Genomic DNA, 24,354 nt, shown 5'->3' with positions numbered 1-24,354 from the left:
TTGGATCCTCAGACAGCGAAACGCCAGGCGGCGTCGGGTTCCCCGAGCGGGGTCAGGCGGGGCAGCGGGTCGTCCTCGTCCGGCTCTTCCAGCAGCGCGAGGCAGCGGCGCTTGAGCGCGGCGAACCCGGGCGTCGTCAGCAGCGTGGCGTCGCGCGGGCGCGCGAACGGCAGCACGATCTGCTCGACGATGCGCCCGGGCCGCGCGCTCATCACGACGATGCGGTCGGCGAGGAACAGCGCCTCGTCGATGTCGTGCGTGACGAACACGACGGTGGTGCGCACGCGCGACCACACGTCGAGCAGCAGGCGCTGCATCTTCACGCGGGTCAGCGCGTCGAGCGCGCCGAAGGGTTCGTCCATCAGCAGCACCGCGGGCCGGTTGATCAGCACGCGCGCGATCTCCACGCGCTGCTGCATGCCACCCGACAGCTGCGACGGATAGCGTTCCGTGAAGTCGCCGAGGCCCACGCTCGCCAGCAGCTCGCGCGCCCGCGTGCGGCGTTCACCGGCCCGCACGTCCTTCATCTGCAGGCCGAACGCGACGTTGTCGACGACCCGCTTCCACGGGAACAGCGTGTGGTGCTGGAACACGAGGCCGCGCGACGGATCGGGTCCGTCGACCGGCTCGCCATCCACGCGGATGCGACCACTGCTGGGCACGAGGTGCCCGGCCAGGGCACCCAGCAGCGTGGACTTGCCGCAGCCCGACGGGCCCAGCAGGCACACGAACTCGCCGGGGGCGATGTCGAGGCTCAGGTCGTGCACGGCCTCGAAACGCGTGTGGCCCGCGCCGAGGTGGATGCCGACCCGTTCGACCTGGATGTGGCCACTCATGCTCTTCCCTCCTGCCACGGCATCAGCCAGCGCGCGGCCTGGCGGATCAGCGCGCTGCTGCCCATGCCGAACAGCCCGATCCACAACATCCCCACGACGATGCCGGCGTAGTTCTGTAAGGTGTACGACTCCCACGTGTAGTAGCCGATGCCGAACTGCCCCGAGATCATCTCGGCCGACACGAGGCAGAACCAGCAGGTGCCCATGCCGATCGACAGGCCCGTCGCGATGCTGGGCGCCGCCGCGGGCAGGATCACCTGCGTGAACACCCGCCCGCCGCGGCAGCCGAGGCTGCGGGCCGACGCGACGAGGCGCGCGTCGGCGCCCTCCACGCCGTGGATGGTGTTGAGCAGGATCGGGAACACCGCGCCGGTGAAGGTCACGAAGATCATCGACACCTCGGACGACGGGAACATCAGGATCGCGAGCGGTATCCACGCGACGGCCGGCACGGGCCGCAGCACCTCCAGCGGCGGCGCGAGCACGGCCTGCGCCCACGCGAACCGCCCGATCAGCAGGCCGAGGCCGATGCCCGCGACGGCGGCCGCGGCGAAGCCGGCCGCGATGCGGAACAGGCTCCAGCCGAGGTGCTGCAGCAGCTTCGGCGACCCGAGCAGGTCGAGCCCGGCCTGCGCCACCTCCAGCGGCGGCGGCACGTTCGCGAACGTGATGACCGGGGTGCGCACGTGGAAGGTCGACAGCAGGTGCCACAGCACCACGCACGCCACGAGCGACAGCGTACCGGCCACCCAGTGGCCGACGCGCCGCGATCCGGCCGGCGCGGGCGCCACGTCCGGCGGCGCGAGGACGGCCGCGGAGGTCATGGCGCCAGGGCCACGCGGGTGGCGGTGTCGCGCGCGGCGGTGAAGTCGACCACCTTGCCCTGGTTCGCGGCGGCCCACTTCGTGGCCGAATCCTTCAGCAGGAAGGCGCGCAGCTGGCCCTTCGCGTCCGCGGCGAACCAGGCCTGGTTCGCGAGCAGCTTGATGCCCAGCGTGTCGTCGTGGGCGAAGATCACGCGGATCTTGCGGCCGGCGGCGGTGGCCTTCTTCGCGTCGGCGAACGCGTTCTCGGGCGAGGCGTAGTGGCGCACCCGCGGCTCGCCCTCCACCCACACCTGGGCCACGCGCTTGAAGTCGGTGATGGGTTTGCCGGTCAGGTGGTCGTTCGCCTTGAGCGGCGCCTTGTCGTAGGACTTCAGCTGCGCCTCGTAGTCGAGCCCGGCCTGCTTGAAGGCGGCGCGGAGGTACTGGTCGTCGATGAACGTGTCGGCCGTCAGGTCGGAGTCGTGGCGCTTGAGGATGCGCAGCGTGTCGATGGAGGTCGCGAGCGCCTGGCGGTACTCGGGCTTCCACGTGAAGTCGCGCGTCTGCAGGCCCAGCGGGCCATGGAAGAGGTAGTTCACCTCGGCCTCGATGCCGGTCACCTTCGCGATGAGTTCGCTGTACTTCTCGGGCTCGGCGGTGATCAGGCGATGCGCTTCGAGCGCCGCGCGCAGGTACGCGACCACGATCTCGGGATACTTCTTCGCGTACTCGGCGTTCACGAGCGTGCCGTGGAACGTGGGCGCGTTCGCCTGGGCGCCGTCGAAGATCTTGCGGGCGAAGCCGCGGTATGGGAACAGGTCGGCGAACGGCACGAAGTCGGCGTGGGCGTCGATCTTGTTGGCCTGCAGCGCCGAGCCGGCCACCTCGGGCGCCTGGGTCAGGATGTTGACGTCCGTCGAAGGATCGATGCCCTGGGCCTTCAGCGCGCGCAGCAGCATGCCGTGCGACGTGGACGCGAACGGCACCGAGATCTGCTTGCCCTTGAGCTCGGCGAGCGATTGCACGCTGGAGGCCGTGGGCACCACGATGCCGTTGCCCGAGCCGAAGGTGCTGCCCGACAGCACCGACAGGAAGATGCTCTTCTTGCCGGCCTTCAGGTGCGCGGCGCCGTTGAGCGAGCCGGGGAAGTCGGCCATCGCGCCGAAGTCGAGCTTGTCGGCCACCATCTCGTTGGTGAGTGGGGCACCCGACGTGAAGTTCTTCCACTGGATGTCGTAGGTCACGTCCTTGTACTTGCCGTCGCGCGGCAGGTACTTGTCGAGCAGGTTCAGCTCGCGGATCAGCAGGCCGCCGGTGGCGCAGTTGATCGTGGTGTCCTGCGTGCCGAGGGCGACGCGGATCGTTTCGCCGGCGTGCGCCGCGGAGAGTGCGAAGGCCAGCGCGAGGCCGGTCAGGGGAAGGCGGAAGTTCATCGGTGGGTTCCTCGGTCGGTCAGCGGAGCAGGTAGGGGATCTCGACGGTCACGGCGCCGGTGGGGCAGTCCTTCTCGCACGGCATGCAGTACCAGCATTCGTCGAACTTCATGTAGGCCGTGCCCTTCGACAGGTCGATGGCCAGCACGTCGAGCGGGCACACGTCGACGCACACGGTGCAGCCCTTGTGGGCGATGCACTTGTCGGCGTCGACCGACACCGGCACGGCGTGGGGGGTGAACGCGATGGGGGCGTATTGCATGGTGTCCTCTCAGGCAGGGACCGCGATGCGGAGTTCGCGGTAGGCGTTGCGTTCGGTTTCGGCGATGGGGACGAGGTACGGCTCGATGGGGCGCTTGAAGCTCGTCATCGCGCCGCGCTCGTCCTTCTTCAGCTGGGCGTGGCAGAACCAGTCGGTGTCGTTGCGCTCGGGATAGTCGACGCGGGCGTGGTACAGGCCCCAGCGGCTCTCGGTGCGGAACAGCGAGGCGCGGGCCGCCATCTCGGCACAGTCGCGGATCGCGTGCACCTCCATCGCCCGCATCAGCTCGTGGGCGTCGCGTGCCTTGACGTGCTCGAGGTCGTGGCGGATGCCCTCGAAACGCTCGAGGCCGATCTCCATCTTGCGGGTGACCTTCGGCGGCTGCAGGTGGTCGTTGACGAAACGGCGCAGCTTGAACTCCACCTGGTTGGGCGGCAGGCCCTGTTCGCGTTGGAGCGGCGCCCACACGCGCTGGCGTTCGCGTTCCACCTGTTCCGGGTCGACCGGCGCGAAATCGTGCTCGGCACACCACGCCGCGCTGCTCTCGCCCGCAAGGCGGCCGTAGACGAACGCACCCAGCATGTAGTTGTGCGGCACGCAGGCCATGTCGCCGGCCGAGTGCAGGCCCGGCACCGTGGTGCGCGCGTGTTCGTCCACCCACACGCCGGAGGCCGAGTGGCCGCTGCACAGGCCGATCTCGGAGATGTGCATCTCGACCAGGCGTTCGCGGTAGTCGGTGCCGCGGCCCGCGTGGAAACGGCCGCGGCTCGGGCGCTCGTTGGTGTGCAGGATGGTCTCGATCGTCGAGATGGTTTCCTCGGCGAGGTGGTCGAGTTTCAGGAACACCGGGCCCTTGCCACCCTGCAGCTCCTGGTAGAACTCCCACATCATCTGGCCGCTCCAGTAGTCGCACTCGATGAAGCGCTGGCCCTCGGCGTTGGTGGTGTAGCCGCCGAACGGGCCGGTGACGTACGCGCAGGCCGGGCCGTTGTAGTCCTTGATCAGCGGGTTGATCTGGAAGCACTCGATGCCCGAGAGCTCGGCGCCCGCGTGGTACGCCATCGCGTAGCCGTCGCCCGCGTTGGTGGGGTTCTCGTACGTCCCGAACAGGTAGCCCGACGACGGCAGGCCCAGGCGCCCGGCGGCGCCGCAGGCGAGCACCACCGACTTCGCGCGGATCACGTGGAAGTCGGCGGTGCGGCAGTCGAAGGCCATCGCGCCGGCGATGCGGCCGTCCGGGCCCGTCAGCAGCCTTGTCGCCACCAGGCGGTTGGTGATCTCGACCCGCGTGCGCTTGAGCTGGCGGTACAGCACCTTCTTGATGTCGTGCCCCTCGGGCATCGGCAGCACGTAGCTGCCCATGTGGTGCACCTTCTTGACGGCGTAGTCGCCCGTCTCGTCCTTCTCGAACTTCACGCCCCAGCGGTCGAGCTCCTCGATCATCGCGAAGCTCTGCGTGGCGTAGGCCATCACCGTCTTCTGGTTGACGATGCCGTCGTTCGCGATGGTGATCTCGCGCACGTACTGCTCGGGCGTGGCGTGGCCGGGGATCACGGCGTTGTTCAAGCCGTCCATGCCCATCGAGATGGCGCCGCTGCGCTTGACGTTGGCCTTCTCGAGCAGCAGCACGCGCAGCGCGGGGTTGGCCTGCTTGGCCTTGACAGCGGCCATCGGGCCGGCGGTGCCGCCGCCGATGACGAGGACGTCGACTTCGGTTTCGATGGTGTTCATGCCGCCACCTCGCTCACCCGAACGCTGTCGTCCCGGCGAAGGCCGGGACCTCGGGCGTCCATCGCAAGGCACAGGGTCCCGGCCTTCGCCGGGATGACGGAGCTTTTCTTCGTGCGTGGTTTCTTCATGGCGTGTTCCTTCAGCGGCGCTGCAGCCGCAGGCGGTACTGGAAGCTGTCCGAGCGGCAGTACAGGTGTTCGAAGTCGATCGGCCGGCCCTCGCGGTCGCTGGTCAGCCGCTCGATGTGCAGCACCGGCGAGCCGACGCTGACACCGAGCTGCGTGGCGATCTCCGCGTCGGCGACGGTCGCCCCCAGCGCGAGGTCGGCGTGGCCGAGCGGCGTGGCGCCCTCGTTCTCGAGGATCAGGAAGATGTCGCGCGTGGCGAGGTCCTCGCGGACCACACGTTCGCCGAGTTCGGCGGGCAGCCAGGTGTGGTCCACCGACACCGGCTCACGCCCGAGGTAGCGCACGCGCCGGATGTGGGTGACCGGCGTGCCGGGCGCGAGCCGCAGGCGGTCGGCCACGGTGTCGTCCGCCGCGACCGTCTCGCAGCGCAGCACGCGGTTGAAGGTCTCGTGGCCCCTCTCGCCCATGGCCTCGGCGAAGCCCTGCAGCCGGCCGAGTTCCTGGAACGGCTTGGCCTCGGCGACGAAGGCGCCCTTGCCGGGCACCTTGAAGATCATGCGGGCGCTCTCGAGGTCGCCGAGCGCCTGGCGCACGGTGATGCGGCTGACGCCGTACTGCGCCATCAGCGCACTCTCGGACGGCACGCGGTCGTGTGGCTGCCAGGCGCCGGAGAGGATGCGCTCCCGCAACTCCTCGCGGATGCGGCCGTGGAGCGTCGGGGTGGGAAGCCGGAGGCTGGTGAAGGTCATGCGGGCTTGCGTGGACTGGTCATGTCAGGACCGGTCTTTCGCAAGCGATGTGCCGAGGGGCTCCCACCCTTCGCCAAGCACTCAACCCATTGATTCGAAAAGGAAAATCAGCAAACCCACGCAGGATGCAGCTCCGCCGGAAAGCCAGCAGCGCTGCTGTCTTTCCATCACTTCGCCTTGCGTTTGCTGGGTTTCGAACAGGTTGCCGGCGGCGCGAGGTACGCCGTCAGCATCGCCCTCGCCTGCTCGCGCTGGCGCTGCTGCCATTCGGGCGCCAGCAGGTCCTCCGCGAAGATGCGCGACAGCGTGAACACGTGGGCCTTGCTGTAGTACACCATGCTGACCATCGTGATGTAGAGGTGCAGCGCGTCGATGTCCGGGCGCAGCGAACCCTCCTCGGCGCCACGCTGCAGCAGGCCGTCGAGCAGCCCGAGCACGGGCGTCGCCATCTCGGGGATGCGCGTGGAGCGCTTCAGGTGCTGCGCGCGGTTCAGGTTCTCGAACGCGAGCAGGTTGCGCAGCTCGGGGTGGCGGGCGAAGTGCCCGTCGATGAAGTCGAACATCTGCAGGATGCCGTCGAGCGGCACGGTGCCGCCCACGTCGAGCTGCAACTCCTCGGTGCGCAGCTTCGCGAGCACCTCCTCCAGCACGCAGACGTACAGGCCGTCCTTGTCCCCGAAGTAGTGGTACAGCATGCGGATGTTGGTCTTGGCCCGCTTCACGATCTGCTCGGTGCGGGCGCCGCTGTAGCCTTTCGCCGCGAACTCGGCGACGGCGGCCTTCAGGATGCCGGCGCGGGTCTTCGCGGGATCACGTTTCGGGCGGCGGGCAGTGGGGGTCGGCATGGGCTCGGATTCTCAGGGATGGTCGGTGTCGAGGCCGGCGGCCAGCGCCAGCAGGGCTTCGTCGCTGCCCGGAGGCCCGATCACGGACAGGCCGACGGGCAGGCCGTCGCTCGTCGCGAGCGGCAGGCTCACCTGCGGAAGGCCCGCATGGCCGGCGATGGCGCCCAGCGCCAGCGCCACGTCGTAGAAGCGGCCGCGGTCGTCGGCCGAGGCGGTGCGGCGCAGCGCGACGCCGGGGGCGCTGGGCAGCACCCAGGCCGTGGGCCGGTCCGCGGGGAACAGCGCGTGCAGCCGCCGGACCTGCGCGGCGCGCCACGCCCGCCACGTGTCGATCTCGGCGGCCGCGATGCCGGCGAGGCCGTGGAAACGGGGGGCGATCGACGGACCGAAACGGGGCCGCCGTTCGGCGATCCAGCCGCCCAGCGTCTCGCGGATCTCCGCGCCCTGGAGCACCTGGTAGGCGCGCAGCCATGACGCACGGTCGCCCTCGAACACGTCGAAGCCGTCCAGCGCGCCGAGCGCGCGGGCCAGCGGCACGAGGCGCGTGCGGCTGCCCGGGTCGGCGGCGGCCAGCGCGTCGTCGAGGCGCACGAGGTGCAGCGGCGCCGCGGCCGAGCCGGTGTCGCCGAGCAGCACCCGCCCCGCGCGCTGCAGCACCTCGCCCGTGGCCGCGAACCAGCCCACGGTGTCGAAGCTGGGCGCGAACGGCACCACGCCGTCGAGTGGCACGCGGCCGTGGGTCGGGCGGAAGCCGAACACGCCGCAGAACGAGGCCGGCACGCGCACCGACCCGCCCGTGTCGGTGCCGAGCGCCACGTCGGCCAGGCCCGCGGCCACGGCCACCGCCGACCCGCTGGACGAGCCGCCCGGCAGCCGGCCCGGCGCACGCGGGTTGCGCGGCGTGCCGTGGTGGTGGTTCTCGCCCTCGAGGCTGAAGGCCAGTTCGTCCGTGACGGTCTTGCCGACCAGCGAGGCGCCCGCGGCCCGCAGCGCACGCACCGCGGGCGCGTCGGCCGGCGCGGGCCGCTGCGACGCGGCCCAGTCGGGGTTGCCCCCGCCGGTCACCAGGCCCTCCACGTCGATGAGGTCCTTCACCGCGAAGCGCAGCCCGTCGAGCGCGCCCGACCCCGTGGGGCCGCGCGAGACCCGCCCGCCCGGCACGAACGCACCGTGGTCGTCGGTCACGTCAGCCTCCGCTGCCGAGGGCATCGAGCAGGCGCGCCGAGTCGGTGACGAACCCGAAGCACTTCTTGACGTTCCAGACGGTGGCCTCGGTGCAGAAGGCCGGCGAACTGGTGGCGCAGCAGTCCTCGACCAGCACGCAGCCGTAGCCGAGGAAGTTCGCGTCGGTCAGCGAGTGCAGCACGCACTGGTCGGTGTTCACGCCGGCGAACAGGATCGTCTTCGTGCCGAGGTTGCGCAGGATGCTGTCGAGCGGCGTGTCCCAGAAGCCGCTGATGCGGTGCTTGTCGACCGAGAGGTCGCCGGGCAGCGGCGCGAGTTCGTCGACGACCGCCGCGGCCCACGAGTCCTTCTGCAGCACCGGGGCGCCGCTGCCGGGCAGCGGGTCGCCGAGGCCGATGCCCTCGCCCTTCGGTTTGTAGAGGTGGATCTGGTTCGGCGGCATGTTCGCGAGGTCGGGCCGGTTGCCCCAGTTGACCCAGATCACCGGCACGCCCTTCGCGCGCAGCGCGGGCAGCAGCTTCTGCAGCGGGGCGATGGGCGCACGGTCGCTCTGGTAGTCGCCCCCGATCGCGTCGACCCAGCCGCCCGGTGCGCAGAAGTCGTTCTGCATGTCGATCACGACGATCGCGGTGCGCGCGAGGTCGACCTTGATGTTCTGCGGCTCGGCCAGCACGCTCAGCGGCACGGGGGCGGGCGCGGGCATCGCCATGTCGACCTCGGCGGGCGAGGCGATCCAGTGGTAGTGGTCAGCGGTGCCGAGGCGGCCCTTCGTTTCGGATGTCATGCGGATCTCCAGGGGGTGAGGAACACGAACGTCGTCCACGCCACGCCGCACGCTTGCGGGGCCTCGCGCCTCGCTTCGGGGCATGATGCACCGAAGCCGGTGGCGCCGGCCCTGCCCGCACGCGATGCCACCCGCGCCACGCCACCCGGCGCACACCGGGCGTCACCGAGGGAGAGAGAGGCGCTTGGCATCGTTATTGCAAACACGGCGACCGTGAACTCAGTAAGTGATTAATTACAAGAACACACCCCCTTAAGCGAAAGGAATGCCATGTTGTCCAGCTCCACGTCCCGCCGGTCCTTCTCCCTCCGTGCCCTCCTCGCCGCCGGCCTGGTGGCGGTGCCCTTCGCGGCCTTCTCCGCCGATGCCACCCGCATCGGCATCCTGATCCCCGGCTCCAAGTCGGACAAGGGCTGGATGGAGTCGGGCTACGACGGCCTCGTCGCCGCGCAGAAGAAGCACGGCGACAAGATCAAGGTGCAGATGATCGAGAACATCAACTACGCCGACATGGAGCAGGCGCTGACGAACCTCGCGTCGAAGAACCAGCTCGTGATCGGCGTGGGCGGCCAGACGCAGGCCGCGCTGCTCAAGGTGTCCAAGCGCTTCCCGAAGACGAAGTTCTCGATCGTGGGCGGCAGCAAGGGCGACGAACTGCCCAACGTGGCGGGCTACGACGTGAAGCAGGCCGAGATCGCCTTCGTGGCCGGCGCCACCGCCGCCATGCTCTCGAAGACCGGGGCCGTGAGCTACGTGGGTGGCATGGAGATCCCGTCCATCGTCAACGCGGGCAAGGAGTTCGGCAAGGGCGCCGCGTACATCAACCCGAAGATCAAGTACGTCGAGAACTACACGGGCAACTTCGACGACGTGGCCAAGTCGAAGGAGGCCACGCTCGCCGCCATCGCGCAGGGCGCCGACGTCCACTACCACATCCTCAACCTGGGCCTGCGCGGCATGGAGCAGGCGGCGAAGGAAAAAGGCACGCACATCATCGGCAGCTACACCGACCGCTGCGGCTCCGACCCGCTCTACATCGCCTACAGCATCACCGGCGTGGGCTACCAGGTCGAGTACGCCATCGACGAGGCCGTGGCCGGCACGTGGAAGGCGGGCTACAAGCCCTTCGGCCTCGCGATGGGTTCGAAGGCTTCCGACATGAGCGCGTGCGGCGCCACGCCGGCAATGAAGGCCAAGATCGACGAGATCAAGAAGGACATCCAGAGCGGCAAGATCAAGGTACTCGAGGGCTGATCGCGATGTCGCACGACGTGCTGGAGCCCGCGCGCTCCGTTCCGGAAGCGTCCGCCGAGGTGGCGGCACCTTCGCTGCTGTCCCTCGCGGGCATGGGCAAGCGGTTCGGTTCGCTGCAGGCGCTGGCCGACGTGTCGCTCGAACTCGCCCCGGGCGAGGTGCACTGCCTGCTCGGTGAAAACGGCGCGGGCAAGTCCACGCTGTGCAACCTGATCTTCGGCGTGTACGCGCCGGACGACGGCGAGATGGCCCTCGACGGCCGGGCCTACCGCCCGGCCGGCCCGGCCGACGCGCTCGCGTCGCGCGTGGCGATGGTGCACCAGCACTTCAGCCTCGTGCCCGACCTGAGCGTCGTCGACAACCTGCTGCTCGGCCAGCAGACCCGCGGCGTGCTGCGCCGGCGCGAATGCGCCGACCGCATCGCCGACCTTTCCGCGCGCTACGGGCTGCAGCTGTCGCCCCACGCGCGCATCCAGGACCTCTCCATCGGCGAGCGCCAGCGTGTCGAGATCGTCAAGTGCCTGATGCGCGAACCGCGCCTGCTGGTGCTCGACGAGCCCACCGCGGTGCTGCTGCCCGCCGAGATCGCCGCGCTGCTCGACGTGTGCGAGCGGGTCGCCGCCACCGGCTGCGGCATCCTGCTCGTGACGCACAAGCTCGCCGAGATCAAGCGCGTGGCGCGCCGCGCCACCGTGCTGCGCGGCGGCCGCATCGCCGCCCGCTCCGACCACCCCGAGCAGGACCTCGACGACCTCGTGCGCGCGATGATCCAGCGCGACACGAGCCCGCTGCGCCCGCGCGAACGCACCGAAACCCCGCCGCCCGCCGGCCCCTCGCGCAAGCCCGAGCCGGCGCTGATGGTCGACGGCCTCACCGTGCGCGACCCCGACGGGGTGGTGCGGCTCGATCGTTTCACGCTGCTCGTCGAGCCTGGCGAGATCGTCGCCGTGGCCGGCGTCGAGGGCAACGGCCAGAGCGAACTCGGTGCCGTGCTGTCGGGCCTGCTGCCCGCCACCGAAGGCCGCTGGTTCGCCTCGGGCAAGGAACTCACCGCCGCGGCACCGCGTGCGCTGACCGCGGCCGGCGTCGGCATCGTGCCGGAGGACCGCCACGCGGTCGGCTGCATCACCGGCATGAGCGTCGCCGAGAACCTCTTCCTCGACCGCCTGGGCCGCTACCGGCGCTTCGGCCTGCTCGACCGCGCGGCGATGCGCCGCGACGCGCTCGCGCTGATGCAGCGCTTCGACGTGCGCGCCGCCAGCCCCGACGTGACCTTCGGGGGCCTCTCCGGTGGCAACCAGCAGAAGGCCGTGCTGGCGCGTGAACTCACGCTCGACGGCCTCTCCTTCCTGCTCGCCGCCCAGCCCACGCGCGGCCTCGACGTGGGTGCGGTGGAGGCCGTGTACGGCCACATCCGCGCCGCATGCGACCGCGGCGTGGGCGTGCTGCTGATCTCCTCCGAACTCGACGAACTGCTCGCCGTCGCCGACCGCGTGGTCGTGCTGTACCGCGGCCGCGTGATGGGCCAATGCCCGGCCGACGTGGCGCACCGCGACCGCATCGGCGCCTGGATGGCGGGCCACACCGAATGAACACCGTTGCCATGACTTCGCCCTGGCGGTCGGCCCTTGCGCGGCCCGCCGTCTGGATCTCCCTCGCCGCCGTGCTGGGCGCCCTCGCCTTCGGCCTGCTGCTGGTCGCGCTGATGGGCGTGCCGGTGGGCGACGCCATCGAAGCGTTCGCCGAAGGCGCCTGGGGCTCGCCGTACGCGGTGGCGGCCTCGCTGAACCGCAGCCTCGCGTTCGCGCTCGTGGGCCTCGGCTTCGTGCTCGCGCAACGTGCCAACCTCACCAACGTCGGCGGCGAAGGCCAGATCGCCGTCGGCGGCATCGTCGCCACCGCCGTCGCGCTGTACGGCGGCGCGAAGGAGCTGCCTGCCGGCCTCGCCTTCGTGCTGCCCGCGCTGGCCGCCGCCCTCGCGGGCGGGCTGTGGGGCGCCATCGCCGGCGTGCTGAAGGCCAAGGTGGGCACGAACGAGGTCATCAGCACGCTGATGCTGTCGTTCATCGCCGTGTGGATGGTGTACGGCAGCGTGCAGAGCGAACAGCTGCTGCGCCAGCCGGTCAGCAACGCCACCACGTTGCCCGAATCGCTCGAGATTCCCGACCCGACGAAGATCCCGCTGCTCACCGGCGACTTCTCGATGCCGCTGCACTGGGGCCTGCCGGTGGGCATCGTGCTCGCGATCGTCGTGGCCGTGGTGCTGAACCGCACCGTGCTCGGGCTGCGCCTGCGCGCGGTGGGCCTGAACCCGCTGGCCGCTCGCCGGGCCGGCATGCCGATGGTGTCGTCGGTGGTGGGTGTGCTGTTCGCCGCGGGCGCCCTCGGCGGCCTCGCGGGCGCCTTCATGCTGCAGGGGGAGCAGTACTCGCTCAAGACCGGCTTCTCGTCGAGCTACGGGTTCGACGGCCTCGTCGTGGGCCTGCTCGCGCGCGGATCGGTCACCGGTGTGGTCGCGGGCTCGCTGCTGTTCGGCTTCCTGCGCTCGGGCGGCATCAACATGGAGATGTCGGCCAACGTGCCCACCGCCCTCGTCGTCGTGATCCAGGGTTTGATCATCGTGACACTCGCCGGTGCGGCGCACCGCCTCGACAAGAAGGAGACTCCGCGATGACGGAAGAAATGGCCGCCGTGTTCGTCGGCTCCACGCTGCGCCTGGCCGCCCCGCTGCTGCTGTCGGCCACCGGCGAACTCGTCAGCGAACGCGCGGGCGTGCTCAACATGAGCGTCGAGGGGATGATGCTGACGGGCGCGTTCGCGGGCGCCGTGGGCTCGTGGGCCACCGGCTCGCCGGGCCTCGGGCTGCTGATCGGCCTCGCGGCCGTGATGCCGGTGGCGCTGCTGCAGGCGTGGCTCAGCATCACGCTGCGCGCGAACCAGATCGTCACGGGCATCGGCATCAACATCCTCGCGCTCGGCGCCACCACGCTCGCGTACCGCGAGATCTTCGGTGGCCGCTCGCGCGAGACCATCCCCGGCCTCGAGAAGTGGGCGCCGCCCTTCCTCGGCGACATCCCCGTCTTCGGCGAGGCGGTGTTCCGCCAGGCCTGGCTGCTGTACGTGGCGGTGGTGGTGATCCTCGCGGCCGCCTGGGTCATGCGCTACACGGCGCTCGGCCTCGCGATCCATTCGGCGGGCGTCGCGCCGCGCGCGCTCGACAAGGCGGGCCTCTCCGTCAACGCGGTGCGCTACGGCGCGGTGCTGTTCTGCGGCTTCACGTCGGCGCTGGCCGGGTGTTTCCTCTCCATCGGCGACATCCACACCTTCACCGAAGGCATGACCAGCGGCGCGGGCTACCTCGCCATCGCGGCCGTGATCTTCGGCAACTGGAAGTTCGGCCGCACGGCCGGCGCCTGCCTGCTGTTCGGCGCGGCCACCGCGCTGCAGTTCCAGCTGCCCGCGATGGGCATCGAGGTGCCGGGGGCGCTGCTGATCATGCTGCCGTACCTGCTGGCCCTGCTGGCGGTGGGTGGGCTCGTGGGGCGGCAGACGTCGCCGGCGGCGTTGACGCAAGCCTACGTGCGCTGACCCCCTCCCGGCCGCCCGAAAAACTTCCTGTCATCCCGGCGCAGGCCGGGACCCCGAGCGTTCCTCGCAGCGCCCAGGGTCCCGGCCTCCGCCGGGATGACTCGTTTTTGGGGGGAATCACAACGTGCTTTCCGCTGGACCGGGTAATCCCTAGGCCGTCAAAAATCGGTAAACCGTTACAGTAAATCGTTGCAGTAAACCGATACACAAACGGTTGGCCCGCCGCTCACCGGGTCGTTCTTTTTTCTTGGAGTACCCATGACTTCCCGCAGAAGCTTTCTTCAGGCCGCCTCCGTGACCACCGTGGCCGCCGCCACCGGCGCCCCGCTCATCGCCCGCGCCCAGGCCCCCATCTCGCTGCGCTTCTCGTCGTCGATGCTCGCCGACGAAAACGCCGCGCACTACGTCTGGTACCGCAGCTTCGAGACCGCGCTGAAGGCCAGCACCGGCGACCGCTTCAAGATCGACTACTTCCCGAACAACCAGCTCGGCAAGGAAGCCGACGTGGTGCAGCAGGTGAAGGTGGGCTCCATCGACATGATGGTCACCGGCTCGTCGATCTTCGCGACCGTGGCCCCCGAGATCGGCATGCTGGACCTCGGCTACCTGTTCGACAGCTACGCCCACGCGGGCCGTGCCCTCGACGGAGCGGCGGGCAAGCAGCTCGACGAGATCCTCAACAAGCGCTCGGGCTGCTCCGTGCTGACCTGGGCCTCGCACTTCGGCGCCCGCAGCGTCTACACGAAGGCGCCGGTGAAGTCGCTGGCCGACGTGAAGGGCGTGAAGCTGCGCGTGCTGCCCACGCCCGCCTTCATCGAGACCTTCAAGGTGATGGGCGCCATCCCCACGCCCATCCCGTTCGGCGAGCTGTACATGGCGGCGCAGACCGGCGTGGTCGACGGCTTCGAGCACGACGCGGCCACGGTGCTGGCCAGCAAGCTCAACGAGGTCGTGAAGTCGTGCTGGGTCACCGAACACCTCTTCAGCCCGATGGTGGTGGTGATCGGCAAGCGTGGCATGAGCAAGATCCCCGCGGACCTGAAACCCGCCTTCATGAAGGCCGTGGCCGACGCCACCACGCAGCAGCGTGCCATCGCCAACCAGAAGAGCGCGGCCGCCGTCGACGAGCTGAAGGCCAAGGGCATGACGTTCTTCCCGATGGCCGCCGCCGAACGCGCGTCGGTGCGCGCCGAGATGCAGAAGTCGCTGTGGTCCGGCTTCGCGAAGCAGTACCCGGCGACCGCCCCGCTCTTCACCGCGATCGACGCGGCCCGGGGGCAGGCGTGAGCGCTGTGGCCGCGGCAGCCCCGCCGCTGGGCTTTCGCTCGGACACCACGGCGGGCACCTGGCTCAGCCGCCTGACCCACACGACGGAGGTGTTGTCCGGCATCGTCCTCGCGGTGGACGTGGTGGTGGTGTTCCTGTCGGTGGTGTTCCGCTACTTCCTGCACGACCCGGTGGACTGGGCCGAGGAGATCGCCCGCGCGCTGATGATCGTGCTGGTGTTCTTCGGCGCCGCCACGGTGCTCGCGCGCAGCCAGCACGTGGGCGTCGACATCTTCCGCGACAAGCTGCCGGCGAGCTGGCAGCCGGCCATGGTGCAGGTGGGCCACTGGATCATCGCGGGCGTGTCGGCCAGCCTGTGCCTGTCGTCGGTGCTCCTGCTCGTCGACACCTGGGAGCAGACCACGTCCATCGGCCTGCCCCAGTGGCTCTACGTGTTCCCGGTGGTGTTCGGCAGCGCGTTCATGACCCTGTTCGGCATCGCCAACGCCTGCAACGGCCCGCGCCGCCTCGTCGTCAACACGCTCGTGGGCTGCGCCATCGTGGCCGTGCTCGTGTTCGGCTGGAACCGCGTGATGCCGGACCATGCGATCCCGCACGGCCTGCTGCTGGGGGTCGCCTTCGTCGGCGGCCTGGTGCTCGGCGTGCCCATCGGCTTCGTGCTGGCATTCTCCGCCCTGCTCTACTTCCTGTCCGACCCCACGCTGCCGATGCTCGTGTACTCGCAGCAGGTGATGGCGGGCGCGGACCACTTCGTGCTGCTGGCCATTCCCTTCTTCGTGCTGGCCGGCCTGCTGATGGAGGCCAACGGGATGTCGTCGCGGCTGATCGAGCTGCTGCTGCGCATCTTCGGCCGCGTGCGCGGGGGCCTCGGCATCATCTCGATCACCGCCACGGCCTTCTTCTCGGGCGTGTCGGGCTCCAAGCTCGCCGACATCGCCGCGGTGGGCGGCATCGTGATGCCGGCCGTGCGCCGCACGAAGCAGGACCCCAACGAGGCCGCCGGCCTGCTCGCGTGCACGGCCGTGATGGCCGAGACGATCCCGCCCTGCATCAACATGATCATCATGGGCTTCGTCGCCAACATCTCCATCGCGGGGCTGTTCATGGCGGGGCTCGTGCCCGCGGCGGTGCTCGCGCTGTCGCTGGCCGTCATCGCGGTCATCGTGGGCAAGAAGATCAACCCCGACGATGCCTTCGAGAAGCGCACGCCGCTGCTGCCGCTGATCGGCGGCGCGCTCGTGGCGTTCATCATGGTGGGCATGATCGGCAAGGGCGTGACGTCCGGCGTCGCCACCTCCACCGAGGTGTCGGCCTTCGCCGTGGTCTACGCGCTGCTGGTGGGCGGCGCCGCCTTCCGCGAGCTGACGCTGCGTTCGGTGTCGCGCCTGTTCGTGAAGTCGGCGTCGATGGCGGGCAGCATCCTGTTCATCGTGGCGGCCGCGTCCAGCGTGTCGTTCGCGCTGACCATCGAGCAGATCCCCCAGATGGTGTCGAGCACGATGATCGCGTTCGCGAACGACTACGGCAGCATCATGTTCCTGCTGCTGTCGGTGGGCATCATGATCATCTTCGGCGCGGTGCTGGAAGGTGCGCCGGCACTGATCATCTTCGGGCCGCTGCTCACCCCCATCGCGCAGCAGCTGGGCATCCACCCGCTCCACTTCGGCACGGTGATGGTGATCGCGATGGGCCTCGGCCTGTTCGCCCCGCCGATCGGCCTCGGCCTCTTCGCCACCTGCGCCATCACGGGCACCACGGTGAAGGACGTGACCCGACCTATGATGAAGTACCTGGCTGTTCTGCTCGTCACCTTGATCGTGCTCGTCCTGGTGCCGTCGTTCTCGCTGTGGCTGCCGAACCGGCTCGGCCTGTAGCCGATGCCTCTCCCGGATCAACAACAGTGACCACCATCCAGGACGTCGCACGCCACGCGGACGTGTCGACCAGCACCGTCTCCAACGTGCTCAACGGCCGCGCCGACCGCATGCGCCCCGAGACCCGCCAGCGGGTCGAGGCGGCCATCGAGGCGCTGCAGTTCCGGCCCAGCAAGCTGGCCCAGCAGCTCAAGACGGGGCACACCCCGCTCCTCGGCCTGCTGGTGCCGTCGATGTCCAACCCGATGTACGGGTTCATCGCCCGCGAGGTGGAAACCTTCGCGCAGGACCGCTTCGGGCTGCGGCTGCTGATCGGCAGCACGTACCGGGACGCCGCGAAGGAGGCCGCGTTCTTCGAGGACATGCTGTCGCACGGCGTGCGCCGCGTGATCGTGATCTCCTCGCTCGCGGACGAGCGCCACCTCGAGCGCGCGGTGGAACGCGGCATGTCGGTCATGAGCTACGACCGGCGCGCCACGCTGGGACAGAAGACCGGCGTGGGACACGTGACGCCGGACAACTTCGAGGCGGCACGGCTCGCCGCCGACCACCTGATCGCGCACGGCCACCAGCGGCTCGCGTTCGTCACGGTGTCGGGCATGACCATGAGCCGCAGCGACAAGATCGCGGGCTTCCGCGCCGCGGCCGAGGCCGCCGGCCTGTCGAAGAGCGCCGCGGTGCTCGACGGCGGCACGCTCGACGAGTACGGCGACTCGGTGATCGCCGAGGTGGGCCGGGCCACCGGCCTGCAGCTGGCCGCGGACCCGAAGCGGCCCACCGGCATCGTCGCGCTGAACGACCTGATGGCGCTCGGCCTGATGGCCGGGCTGCGCGAGGGTGGCCTCCGCGTGCCACAGGACGTGTCGGTGGTCGGCATCGACGGCCTGTTCCTCGCGGCGCTCTCGAACCCGGGCCTCACGCACGTGCAGATGCCGATCCGCGAGATGGCCCACGCGATGGTCGAGGCCGTCGCCACCGACGGCGCGGCCCCGCGCGAGCAACTGTTCAGCCAGGTGCGCCTGGTGGAGCGCGAGTCCGTCGCGCCCCCGCCCGGCCCCAAGAAATCTCCCAGCAAAGCCAGACCATGACCACGGTTTTCGTCAGCCATCCCCAGGACAAGTTCGAGCACTACTTCGGACAACGCGCACTGTCGGCGCTGCGCGACGTGGCGGACGTCCGCCTCAACGAGACGCCGCACGAACTCCCCCTCCCCGCGCTGGTCGACGCCCTCGACGGCTGCGACGCGCTGATCGCGTACCGCGGCACGCCCGGACCCGAGACGCTGTTCGCGCAGTGCCCGCGGCTGGCCGCCTTCCTGCGCTGTGCCATCGACATCCGCACCGTGGACGTGCCGGCCGCCGGCCGCCACGGCGTGCTGGTCACGCAGGCGAGCGCCGGCTTCGTCGCCGCGGTGGCCGAATGGGTGATCGCCGCGATGATCGACCTCGGGCGCGGCATCAGCCGCTACGCCGCGGCGTACCACGCCGGCTGGCCGCTGGCCCCGTTCATGGGCCGGCAGCTCCGCGGGGCCACGGTCGGCGTGGTCGGCTACGGGCAGATCGGCAAGGCCGTGTGCGACCTCGCCCAGGCCTGCGGCATGACGGTGCTCGTCACCACGCCCGAGCCGGTGGCCGCCCACGGCTCGCGGCGCCAGGTCGCGCTGCCCGAGCTGCTGCAGGACAGCGACTACGTCGTGTGCCTCGCCCCGGCCAAGCCCGAGACCCACCACCTGTTCAACGCCGACACCTTCGCCGCGATGCGCCCCGGCAGCTTCTTCATCAACGCGGCTCGCGGCGAACTCGTCGACGAGGCCGCGTTGCTGCAGGCGCTGGACGGCCCCCTCGGCGGCGCCGCGCTCGACGTGGGCATGGCCCCCGACCAGATGCCGAGCCTGCGGCTCGCCTCGCACCCCAAGGTGGTCGCCACGCCCCACATCGGCGGCCTCACCCCGCCGGCCGTCGAACACCAGTCGATGGAAACCGTGACCCAGCTCACCGCGCTGCTGCGCGGCGAGATCCCCACCGGCGCCGTCAACGCACCGGACGCGCGCCGCCTGCGCCAGTGGCCGGCCTTCGCCGACACCGCGGACAGCACCGCGGGCTGACCCTTCCTCTTCACCGGAATGCCCATGTCTCCTCTCGCGTTCGACGGCGCCTGCGACACCCACGTCCACATCTACGAGCCCGGCTTCGCGCTCGCGCCCACCGCCACCTTCGTCCCGCCCGCCGCGCCCACCTCGGCGTACCGCACCGTCCAGCAGGCGCTGGGCCTGCAACGCGCCGTCATCGTGCAGCCCACCGGCTACGGCTTCGACAACCGCTGCACGCTCTCGGCCGTGGCGCAGCTCGGCGACGGCGCGCGCGCGGTCGTCGTGGTGCCACCCGACGTGGACGACGCGGAGCTCCAGCGCCTGCACGATGCCGGCGCGCGCGGCATCCGCTTCATGATGCTGTCGGGCGGCCTGCTGCCGTGGAGCGCGCTGGAGCCGCTCGCCGAACGCATCGCCCCGATGGGCTGGCACATCGACCTGCAGATCGATGGCCGGGACTTCCCGAAACACGAGGCGCGGCTGCGCCGCCTGCCGGGCAAGCTGATCGTCGACCACATCGGCAAGTTCCTCGGCCCCACCACGCCCGATGACGAAGCCTTCCTGTCGCTGCGCCGCGTGCTCGACGAAGGCCGCTGCTGGATCAAGGTGGCCGCGCCGTACGAGACCTCGAAGAAGGGCCCGCCGGGCTACGAGGACATCGTGCCGCTCGCCGACGCCCTCGTGCGCCACCACGCGTCGCGCTGCGTGTGGGCCAGCAACTGGCCGCACCCGAACGTGAACCCGACACCCGACAGCCGCGCACTGCTGGGCTGGGCCGAGGCGCGCTTCGGCGACCACGCCCGCCGCATCCTCGTCGACAACCCCGCCGAGCTGTACGGCTACTGAGCGGCGGCGCGGGCCCGCCGCACCACCTCGCCGGGCGCCACGCCCAGGTGGCGCTTGAACGCGCGGCTGAACGCCGCCTCCGATTGGTAGCCCACACCCTCGGCCACCTCCGGGATGGCGCCGCCGTGTTCGGCGAGCCGCGTGTGCGCCACCTGCATGCGCCACTGCGCCAGGTACTGCATCGCCGGCACGCCCACCAGCTGCGTGAACCGCGCGGCGAAAGCCGAGCGCGACATCGCGGCGGTGGCGGCGAGCGACACCAGCGTCCAGTCGCGCGCAGGGTCGCGGTGGATGGCCGCGAGCGCCGCGCCGATCGCGCGGTCCTGCAGCGCGCCGAGCCAGCCGGTGCGCGCCGTGGTGTCTTGCGCCATCCACGCGCGGATCGCCTGGATGATCAGGATGTCGGCGAGCCGCGTGACCACCGCCTCGCCCCCCGGCCGCATCTGCCGCGCCTCGGCGGCCAGGTGCTGCAGCGTCGCCTGCATCCACGGCGCCTCGCCGGCCTCGATCCACAGCGTCGGCGGCAGCAGCGCGATCAGCCGGCGCGCGGCCGGGTCCTCGAACTTCACGGCACCGCACACGAGGCCGCAGGCCGCGCCGCCGCCGTCGAAACGCAGCACCTCGTAGCGGCCGCTCGTGAACTCGCGCGGCAGCGCGAACAGCTCGTCCGCATTCCCACCCGGCTCGCTCACGAGCCGGTGGCCGTGCCCGTGCGGCACCAGCACGAAGTCACCGGGCCGCAGGCAGCGGGCCGGTGCGTCGGGCGTCTCGATCCAGCACTGCCCTTCGGTCACCACATGGAACATCGCGCAGCCGGCCATCGGCGGCATCGCGACGCCCCACGGCGCCGTGGCCTCGGACCGGCAGCAGAACACCCCGCTCATGCGCAGCGCATGCAGGGCCTCGCCGAGCGGATCGATCGACGGCCAGAGGTCGGGGGGCGGTGGGGTGTCCATGGCGGCGACTGTGCGCCGGTTCGGCCCGTGCGTCCAGCGTTCCTGGACGTTCGAGCATCGGAAGCGGACTTCCGGGCATGGATCGTCCGGCGGCAGCGCCAGACACTGGACGCCTCAACCACCTCTCCGAGGAGATCGACATGAACGTTCTGGTCATCGGCGCCACCGGCGGCTCCGGCCGCGCGGCCCTCGAATCCCTGCTCGCCGCGGGTCACCACGTCACCGCCTTCGCCCGCGGCGCCTCGCGCCTGCGGGGCCCGTCGCCGCACCTGCGCTGCGTGGACGGCGACGCCACCAACCCCGCCGACATCGACCGCGTGGTGCCCGGCCACGACGCCGTGGTGGTCACGCTCGGCATCCACGAGAACGCACTGACCGTGCGGTTGCGCGGCCCGCGCGCGACGCCGATGGACGTGCGCTCCGCCGGCACGCGCCACGTCATCGACGCGATGCGCCGCCACGGCGTGCGCCGCCTCGTCGTGCAATCGAGCTACGGCGTGGGCGAGACCCGCGACCGCCTGCCCTTCGTCGAGCGCCTGGTGTTCCGCCTGCTGCTCGCGCCGCAGATCGCCGACACCGAACGCCAGGAGGCCCTGGTGCGCGACAGCGGCCTCGACTGGGTGCTGGTGCAGCCCGTCAACCTGACCGACGCGCTGGTGGACAGCCCGGCCCACGCCTCGGCCGACGGCGACACGCACGGCATGAAGGTGGCACGGCGCCAGGTGGGCCGGTTCCTCGCGGGCGCCGTCACCGGGCCGGCGTGGCTGCACCGCGCGGTCGCGCTGTCGGCGTGACGACCGAGCGGCCGGCGGTTATGATGGGCCGACCATGAACCGGTTCCAGCCCACGCCCACCCTGTCCGCACGTTCCGTGCGTGGCGGCGCCGTGGCGTCCGCGGCCCTCGTTTCCATTCGAATTCGCCCGGATCGTTGAGCTGCGGCGCGTGCCGGTGCTCGACGGTCCCACGTTCCGTCGCGCGCCCCGCGCCCCCCCCTTCAGCGAACCTCGAATCGACATGGACACCACGAACACCGCCTTCTCGGCCCCCTACCCCTCCCTCGACCAGCTGCGCGCCACCGCCGACCGCCTGCGCGGCAGGGTGCTCGAAACGCCCGTGTGGCGCTGGCAGACCGGCATCGTCGAGCGCGCGCTCGACCCGAGCACCGAGGTGTGGCTCAAGCTCGAACTCTTCCAGCGCACCGGCACCTTCAAGCTGCGCGGCGCGCTGAACAACATCGCGGCCATGGACGCCCCGGCGCTGTCGCGCGGCGTGGTGGCGGCCAGCGCCGGCAACCACGCCATCGCGGTGGCGTACGCCGCCCGCGTGGCCGGCACCCACGCGAAGGTGTGCATGCCCCGCAGCGCGAGCCCCGCGCGCATCGCCGCGTGCGAGTCCGAGGGCGCGCAGGTCATCCTGGTCGACACCATCCAGGACGCCTTCGCGCTCGCGCTGCGCCTCGTCGAGGACGAGCGCCGCACGATGCTGCACCCGTTCGACGGCGCGCTGACGGCCGAGGGCACCGGCACCATCGGCCTCGAGCTGATGAAGCAGGTGCCGGACCTCGACGCCGTCGTCGTGCCCGTGGGGGGCGGTGGCCTGTGCGCCGGCATCGCCGCCGCGGTGAAGCAGGTCAACCCCGACTGCCAGGTGTTCGGCATCGAACCCTACGGCGCCGACGCGATGTACCGCAGCTTCCGCGCGGGCGCGCCCGAGAAGCTCGACAAGGTCGACACCATCGCCGACAGCCTCGGCGCGCCGTACACGCTGCCCTACAGCTTCGGCGTGTGCCGCCGTTTCGTCGACGAGATCGTGCGCGTGTGGGACGAGGAGCTGTGCCGCGCGATGGCGCACCTGTACCGGGACATGAAGCTGGTCGCCGAACCCGCGGCGGCGGCGGCCACGGCCGCGCTGCTCGGCCCGCTGCGCTCGCGGCTCGACGGCAAGCGGGTCGCGCTGGTCGTGTGCGGCTCGAACATCGACGTCTCGCGCTTCGGGGAGTGGGTGGCGCGCGGAACGGAAACCTGAAGCCGGGACGCGGCAGGGAGATCCCGCACTCGGCCAAAAGCCTCGTGTCCGATGCGGTCCGGGGGCGCAGGCGGATCTTTCGCGGCCGGGCTACCATGGGAACGCACCACGCGGACTGCCCATGCCCCTGCCCCCGTCGAGCCGTTCCTCCGCCGCGCCCGCACATTGGCTGGCCCTGCTGGTCCTGGCGTGGCTGCTGTCGGGCTGCGTCTCGATCCGCACCGATCTGCCCCGGCCGGACTCGTTCGCGCTGCCGGCGACCGAGTCCACCCCGCTCGGCGACACCGTGGCCGAACTGGCGGCGGCCCACCCGGGCCAGTCGGGGTTCCGCCTGCTGCCCCGAGGCAACCAGGCACTGGCCGCGCGCCACGCGCTCGCACTCGCCGCGCGCCGGACGCTGGACCTGCAGTACTACATCATCAACGACGACGCGACGAGCCGCACGCTGCTCCGGCTGGCCACGCAGGCCGCCGAGCGCGGCGTGCGCGTTCGGCTGCTGATCGACGACATCCACACCGACGGCCGTGACGAACTCGCGGCCGCGTTCGCCCGCCACGACCACATCGAGGTGCGGGTGTTCAACCCGTTCCGAGTGCGCGGCACGATGGGCTTCTGGCGCACGGCCGAATTCCTCGTCGACAACGACCGGCTCAACCGGCGCATGCACAACAAGGCCATGATCGCGGACAACGCGGTGGCGATCGTCGGCGGCCGCAACCTCGGCGAGGAGTACTTCGGCACCGGCGCCGCCACCGCCTTCGTGGACCTCGACGTGCTGGCCGCCGGCCCCGTCGCGCAGCAGACCTCCGCCGCGTTCGACGCGTACTGGAACAGCCCGTACGCGATCCCCGTCGAACACTTCCTCCAGGCGCTGCCCGACGCGCTGCCGCCGGTCGGCAGCGACGTCACGCCACTGCCCGGCGCCGCGTCGCTCGCGAGCCACCTGCTCGCCGGCACCGTGCCGCTCACGTGGGCGCCCGCCGAGGTGCTGTACGACCTGCCGGAGAAGGCCGGCGGCGAGGCCTCGGCCGCGCGCGAGGGCGTGCGCATCGGGCCGCGCATCCGCCAGATGCTGCTGGGTGCGAAGAAGCAGCTGACGCTGGTCTCGGCCTACTTCGTGCCGCGCGACCTGGGCGTGAAGCAGTTCCAGGCCCTCGTGGACCAGGGCGTGCGCGTGCGCATCGTGACGAACTCGCTGGGTGCCAACGACGTCATCCCCGCCCACGGGGGCTACGCGCACTACCGGCCCGGCCTCGCGCGGGCCGGCGTCGAGCTCTACGAACTGCGTCCGCTCGAACCCGTGCGCGACCCCGAGGTGAAGGACGGCGGCTCGGGCCCCTTCCACTCTCGCACCAGCCTGCATGCGAAGACGATGGTGGTGGACGGCCGCACCGTGGTGATCGGCTCGTTCAACGGCGACCCGCGGTCGGTGTGGCTCAACACGGAAACCGCGGTGGTCATCGACAGCGAGGCCCTCGCGCTGGAACTGCGTGCCGGGCTCGACGACGTGCTGGCGACACAGTGCTACCGCGTCTCGTGGCGGGACGACCGCCTCGTGTGGGAACGCGACGAGGGCGGCGTGAAGGTCACCTTCGACGTGGAGCCCGACACCACCGCGTGGCGACGTTTCCTCTCGGAAGTGCTGTGGGCGGTGACGCCCGAGAGTTTCCTGTAG

22 protein-coding genes are annotated in these 24,354 nt (G+C 70.8%); 12 read left to right on the top strand and 10 right to left on the bottom strand.

Annotation, left to right across the window (positions count from 1 at the left end):
* Positions 1-8: 8 nt before the first annotated feature.
* The 9 genes from A4W93_RS03900 to A4W93_RS03860 all read right to left on the bottom strand — a co-directional run bounded on the left by A4W93_RS03900 (position 9) and on the right by A4W93_RS03860 (position 8,759).
* Positions 9-836, bottom strand: coding sequence for an ABC transporter ATP-binding protein (locus A4W93_RS03900; RefSeq protein ID WP_085749361.1), 828 nt, complete (start codon positions 834-836; stop codon positions 9-11).
* Positions 833-1,660, bottom strand: coding sequence for an ABC transporter permease (locus tag A4W93_RS03895; RefSeq protein ID WP_085749360.1), 828 nt, complete (start codon positions 1,658-1,660; stop codon positions 833-835). The genes A4W93_RS03900 and A4W93_RS03895 overlap by 4 nt, the downstream gene beginning before the upstream one ends.
* On the bottom strand, positions 1,657-3,075 hold the full coding sequence (locus A4W93_RS03890; RefSeq protein ID WP_085749359.1) for an ABC transporter substrate-binding protein: 1,419 nt from the start codon (positions 3,073-3,075) through the stop codon (positions 1,657-1,659). The genes A4W93_RS03895 and A4W93_RS03890 overlap by 4 nt, the downstream gene beginning before the upstream one ends.
* Before the next feature lie 19 nt (positions 3,076-3,094).
* Positions 3,095-3,337 carry a 4Fe-4S dicluster domain-containing protein gene (locus A4W93_RS03885; protein WP_085749358.1) on the bottom strand — a complete coding sequence of 81 codons (243 nt, stop codon included), beginning with the start codon at positions 3,335-3,337 and terminating at the stop codon, positions 3,095-3,097.
* Positions 3,338-3,346: 9 nt separating this feature from the next.
* Entirely contained in the window at positions 3,347-5,068 is a 1,722-nt protein-coding gene (locus A4W93_RS03880) for a fumarate reductase/succinate dehydrogenase flavoprotein subunit (RefSeq protein ID WP_085749357.1), read from the bottom strand.
* Between the two features lie 139 nt (positions 5,069-5,207).
* Positions 5,208-5,945, bottom strand: coding sequence for a GntR family transcriptional regulator (locus tag A4W93_RS03875; RefSeq protein ID WP_085749356.1), 738 nt, complete (start codon positions 5,943-5,945; stop codon positions 5,208-5,210).
* Between the two features lie 167 nt (positions 5,946-6,112).
* Entirely contained in the window at positions 6,113-6,790 is a 678-nt protein-coding gene (locus A4W93_RS03870; RefSeq protein ID WP_085749355.1) for a TetR/AcrR family transcriptional regulator, read from the bottom strand.
* 12 nt (positions 6,791-6,802) lie between these two features.
* Positions 6,803-7,975, bottom strand: a complete 1,173-nt coding sequence (locus A4W93_RS03865) for an amidase (protein ID WP_237357689.1) — start codon at positions 7,973-7,975, stop codon at positions 6,803-6,805.
* 1 nt (position 7,976) lies between these two features.
* Positions 7,977-8,759, bottom strand: a complete 783-nt coding sequence (locus A4W93_RS03860) for a cysteine hydrolase family protein (RefSeq protein ID WP_085749353.1) — start codon at positions 8,757-8,759, stop codon at positions 7,977-7,979.
* Between the two features lie 270 nt (positions 8,760-9,029).
* Between A4W93_RS03860 and A4W93_RS03855 the strand changes: the two genes are divergently transcribed.
* From A4W93_RS03855 to A4W93_RS03815, 9 genes are all read left to right on the top strand, one after another.
* Positions 9,030-10,013 (top strand): BMP family protein, encoded by a 984-nt coding sequence (locus A4W93_RS03855; RefSeq protein WP_085749352.1) that lies wholly within the window; start codon positions 9,030-9,032, stop codon positions 10,011-10,013.
* A gap of 5 nt (positions 10,014-10,018) precedes the next feature.
* On the top strand, positions 10,019-11,605 hold the full coding sequence (locus tag A4W93_RS03850; protein ID WP_085749351.1) for an ABC transporter ATP-binding protein: 1,587 nt from the start codon (positions 10,019-10,021) through the stop codon (positions 11,603-11,605).
* Positions 11,606-11,616: 11 nt separating this feature from the next.
* Positions 11,617-12,687, top strand: coding sequence for an ABC transporter permease (locus A4W93_RS03845; RefSeq protein WP_237357688.1), 1,071 nt, complete (start codon positions 11,617-11,619; stop codon positions 12,685-12,687).
* On the top strand, positions 12,684-13,601 hold the full coding sequence (locus A4W93_RS03840) for an ABC transporter permease (RefSeq protein ID WP_085749349.1): 918 nt from the start codon (positions 12,684-12,686) through the stop codon (positions 13,599-13,601). The genes A4W93_RS03845 and A4W93_RS03840 overlap by 4 nt, the downstream gene beginning before the upstream one ends.
* 258 nt (positions 13,602-13,859) lie before the next feature.
* Positions 13,860-14,888, top strand: a complete 1,029-nt coding sequence (locus tag A4W93_RS03835; RefSeq protein WP_085749348.1) for a TRAP transporter substrate-binding protein — start codon at positions 13,860-13,862, stop codon at positions 14,886-14,888.
* Entirely contained in the window at positions 14,885-16,762 is a 1,878-nt protein-coding gene (locus tag A4W93_RS03830) for a TRAP transporter large permease (protein ID WP_085749347.1), read from the top strand. The genes A4W93_RS03835 and A4W93_RS03830 overlap by 4 nt, the downstream gene beginning before the upstream one ends.
* 26 nt (positions 16,763-16,788) lie before the next feature.
* Positions 16,789-17,850: a LacI family DNA-binding transcriptional regulator gene (locus tag A4W93_RS03825; protein ID WP_085749346.1), complete on the top strand. Its 1,062-nt coding sequence runs from the start codon at positions 16,789-16,791 to the stop codon at positions 17,848-17,850.
* Entirely contained in the window at positions 17,847-18,866 is a 1,020-nt protein-coding gene (locus A4W93_RS03820; RefSeq protein WP_085749345.1) for an NAD(P)-dependent oxidoreductase, read from the top strand. The genes A4W93_RS03825 and A4W93_RS03820 overlap by 4 nt, the downstream gene beginning before the upstream one ends.
* A gap of 24 nt (positions 18,867-18,890) precedes the next feature.
* Positions 18,891-19,697, top strand: coding sequence for an amidohydrolase family protein (locus A4W93_RS03815; protein ID WP_085749344.1), 807 nt, complete (start codon positions 18,891-18,893; stop codon positions 19,695-19,697).
* On the opposite strand, the gene A4W93_RS03810 is transcribed toward A4W93_RS03815, so the two are convergent.
* Complete coding sequence (locus A4W93_RS03810; protein ID WP_085749343.1) at positions 19,691-20,653, bottom strand: AraC family transcriptional regulator; 963 nt, start codon at positions 20,651-20,653, stop codon at positions 19,691-19,693. The genes A4W93_RS03815 and A4W93_RS03810 overlap by 7 nt on opposite strands.
* A gap of 140 nt (positions 20,654-20,793) precedes the next feature.
* On the opposite strand from A4W93_RS03810, the gene A4W93_RS03805 reads away from it, so the two are divergent.
* From A4W93_RS03805 to A4W93_RS03795, 3 genes are all read left to right on the top strand, one after another.
* Entirely contained in the window at positions 20,794-21,447 is a 654-nt protein-coding gene (locus A4W93_RS03805) for an NAD(P)-dependent oxidoreductase (RefSeq protein ID WP_085749342.1), read from the top strand.
* 221 nt (positions 21,448-21,668) lie between these two features.
* Positions 21,669-22,679 (top strand): threonine ammonia-lyase, encoded by a 1,011-nt coding sequence (locus tag A4W93_RS03800; RefSeq protein WP_085749341.1) that lies wholly within the window; start codon positions 21,669-21,671, stop codon positions 22,677-22,679.
* A 121-nt stretch (positions 22,680-22,800) separates the two neighbouring features.
* Positions 22,801-24,354, top strand: a complete 1,554-nt coding sequence (locus tag A4W93_RS03795) for a phospholipase D family protein (protein WP_085749340.1) — start codon at positions 22,801-22,803, stop codon at positions 24,352-24,354.

The organism is Piscinibacter gummiphilus, assembly GCF_002116905.1.
GTDB classification, from domain to species: domain Bacteria; phylum Pseudomonadota; class Gammaproteobacteria; order Burkholderiales; family Burkholderiaceae_C; genus Rhizobacter; species Rhizobacter gummiphilus.
This window is presented reverse-complemented; position numbering and strand designations above follow the sequence as displayed.

Bases quoted from the DNA above. Each gene is read 5' to 3' on its own strand.
- A4W93_RS03900 (WP_085749361.1), bottom strand. From the start codon at position 836: ATGAGTGGCCACATCCAGGTCGAACGGGTCGGCATCCACCTCGGCGCG.
- A4W93_RS03895 (WP_085749360.1), bottom strand. From the start codon at position 1,660: ATGACCTCCGCGGCCGTCCTCGCGCCGCCGGACGTGGCGCCCGCGCCG.
- A4W93_RS03890 (WP_085749359.1), bottom strand. From the start codon at position 3,075: ATGAACTTCCGCCTTCCCCTGACCGGCCTCGCGCTGGCCTTCGCACTC.
- A4W93_RS03885 (WP_085749358.1), bottom strand. From the start codon at position 3,337: ATGCAATACGCCCCCATCGCGTTCACCCCCCACGCCGTGCCGGTGTCG.
- A4W93_RS03880 (WP_085749357.1), bottom strand. From the start codon at position 5,068: ATGAACACCATCGAAACCGAAGTCGACGTCCTCGTCATCGGCGGCGGC.
- A4W93_RS03875 (WP_085749356.1), bottom strand. From the start codon at position 5,945: ATGACCTTCACCAGCCTCCGGCTTCCCACCCCGACGCTCCACGGCCGC.
- A4W93_RS03870 (WP_085749355.1), bottom strand. From the start codon at position 6,790: ATGCCGACCCCCACTGCCCGCCGCCCGAAACGTGATCCCGCGAAGACC.
- A4W93_RS03860 (WP_085749353.1), bottom strand. From the start codon at position 8,759: ATGACATCCGAAACGAAGGGCCGCCTCGGCACCGCTGACCACTACCAC.
- A4W93_RS03855 (WP_085749352.1), top strand. From the start codon at position 9,030: ATGTTGTCCAGCTCCACGTCCCGCCGGTCCTTCTCCCTCCGTGCCCTC.
- A4W93_RS03850 (WP_085749351.1), top strand. From the start codon at position 10,019: ATGTCGCACGACGTGCTGGAGCCCGCGCGCTCCGTTCCGGAAGCGTCC.
- A4W93_RS03845 (WP_237357688.1), top strand. From the start codon at position 11,617: ATGACTTCGCCCTGGCGGTCGGCCCTTGCGCGGCCCGCCGTCTGGATC.
- A4W93_RS03840 (WP_085749349.1), top strand. From the start codon at position 12,684: ATGACGGAAGAAATGGCCGCCGTGTTCGTCGGCTCCACGCTGCGCCTG.
- A4W93_RS03835 (WP_085749348.1), top strand. From the start codon at position 13,860: ATGACTTCCCGCAGAAGCTTTCTTCAGGCCGCCTCCGTGACCACCGTG.
- A4W93_RS03820 (WP_085749345.1), top strand. From the start codon at position 17,847: ATGACCACGGTTTTCGTCAGCCATCCCCAGGACAAGTTCGAGCACTAC.
- A4W93_RS03815 (WP_085749344.1), top strand. From the start codon at position 18,891: ATGTCTCCTCTCGCGTTCGACGGCGCCTGCGACACCCACGTCCACATC.
- A4W93_RS03810 (WP_085749343.1), bottom strand. From the start codon at position 20,653: ATGGACACCCCACCGCCCCCCGACCTCTGGCCGTCGATCGATCCGCTC.
- A4W93_RS03805 (WP_085749342.1), top strand. From the start codon at position 20,794: ATGAACGTTCTGGTCATCGGCGCCACCGGCGGCTCCGGCCGCGCGGCC.
- A4W93_RS03800 (WP_085749341.1), top strand. From the start codon at position 21,669: ATGGACACCACGAACACCGCCTTCTCGGCCCCCTACCCCTCCCTCGAC.
- A4W93_RS03795 (WP_085749340.1), top strand. From the start codon at position 22,801: ATGCCCCTGCCCCCGTCGAGCCGTTCCTCCGCCGCGCCCGCACATTGG.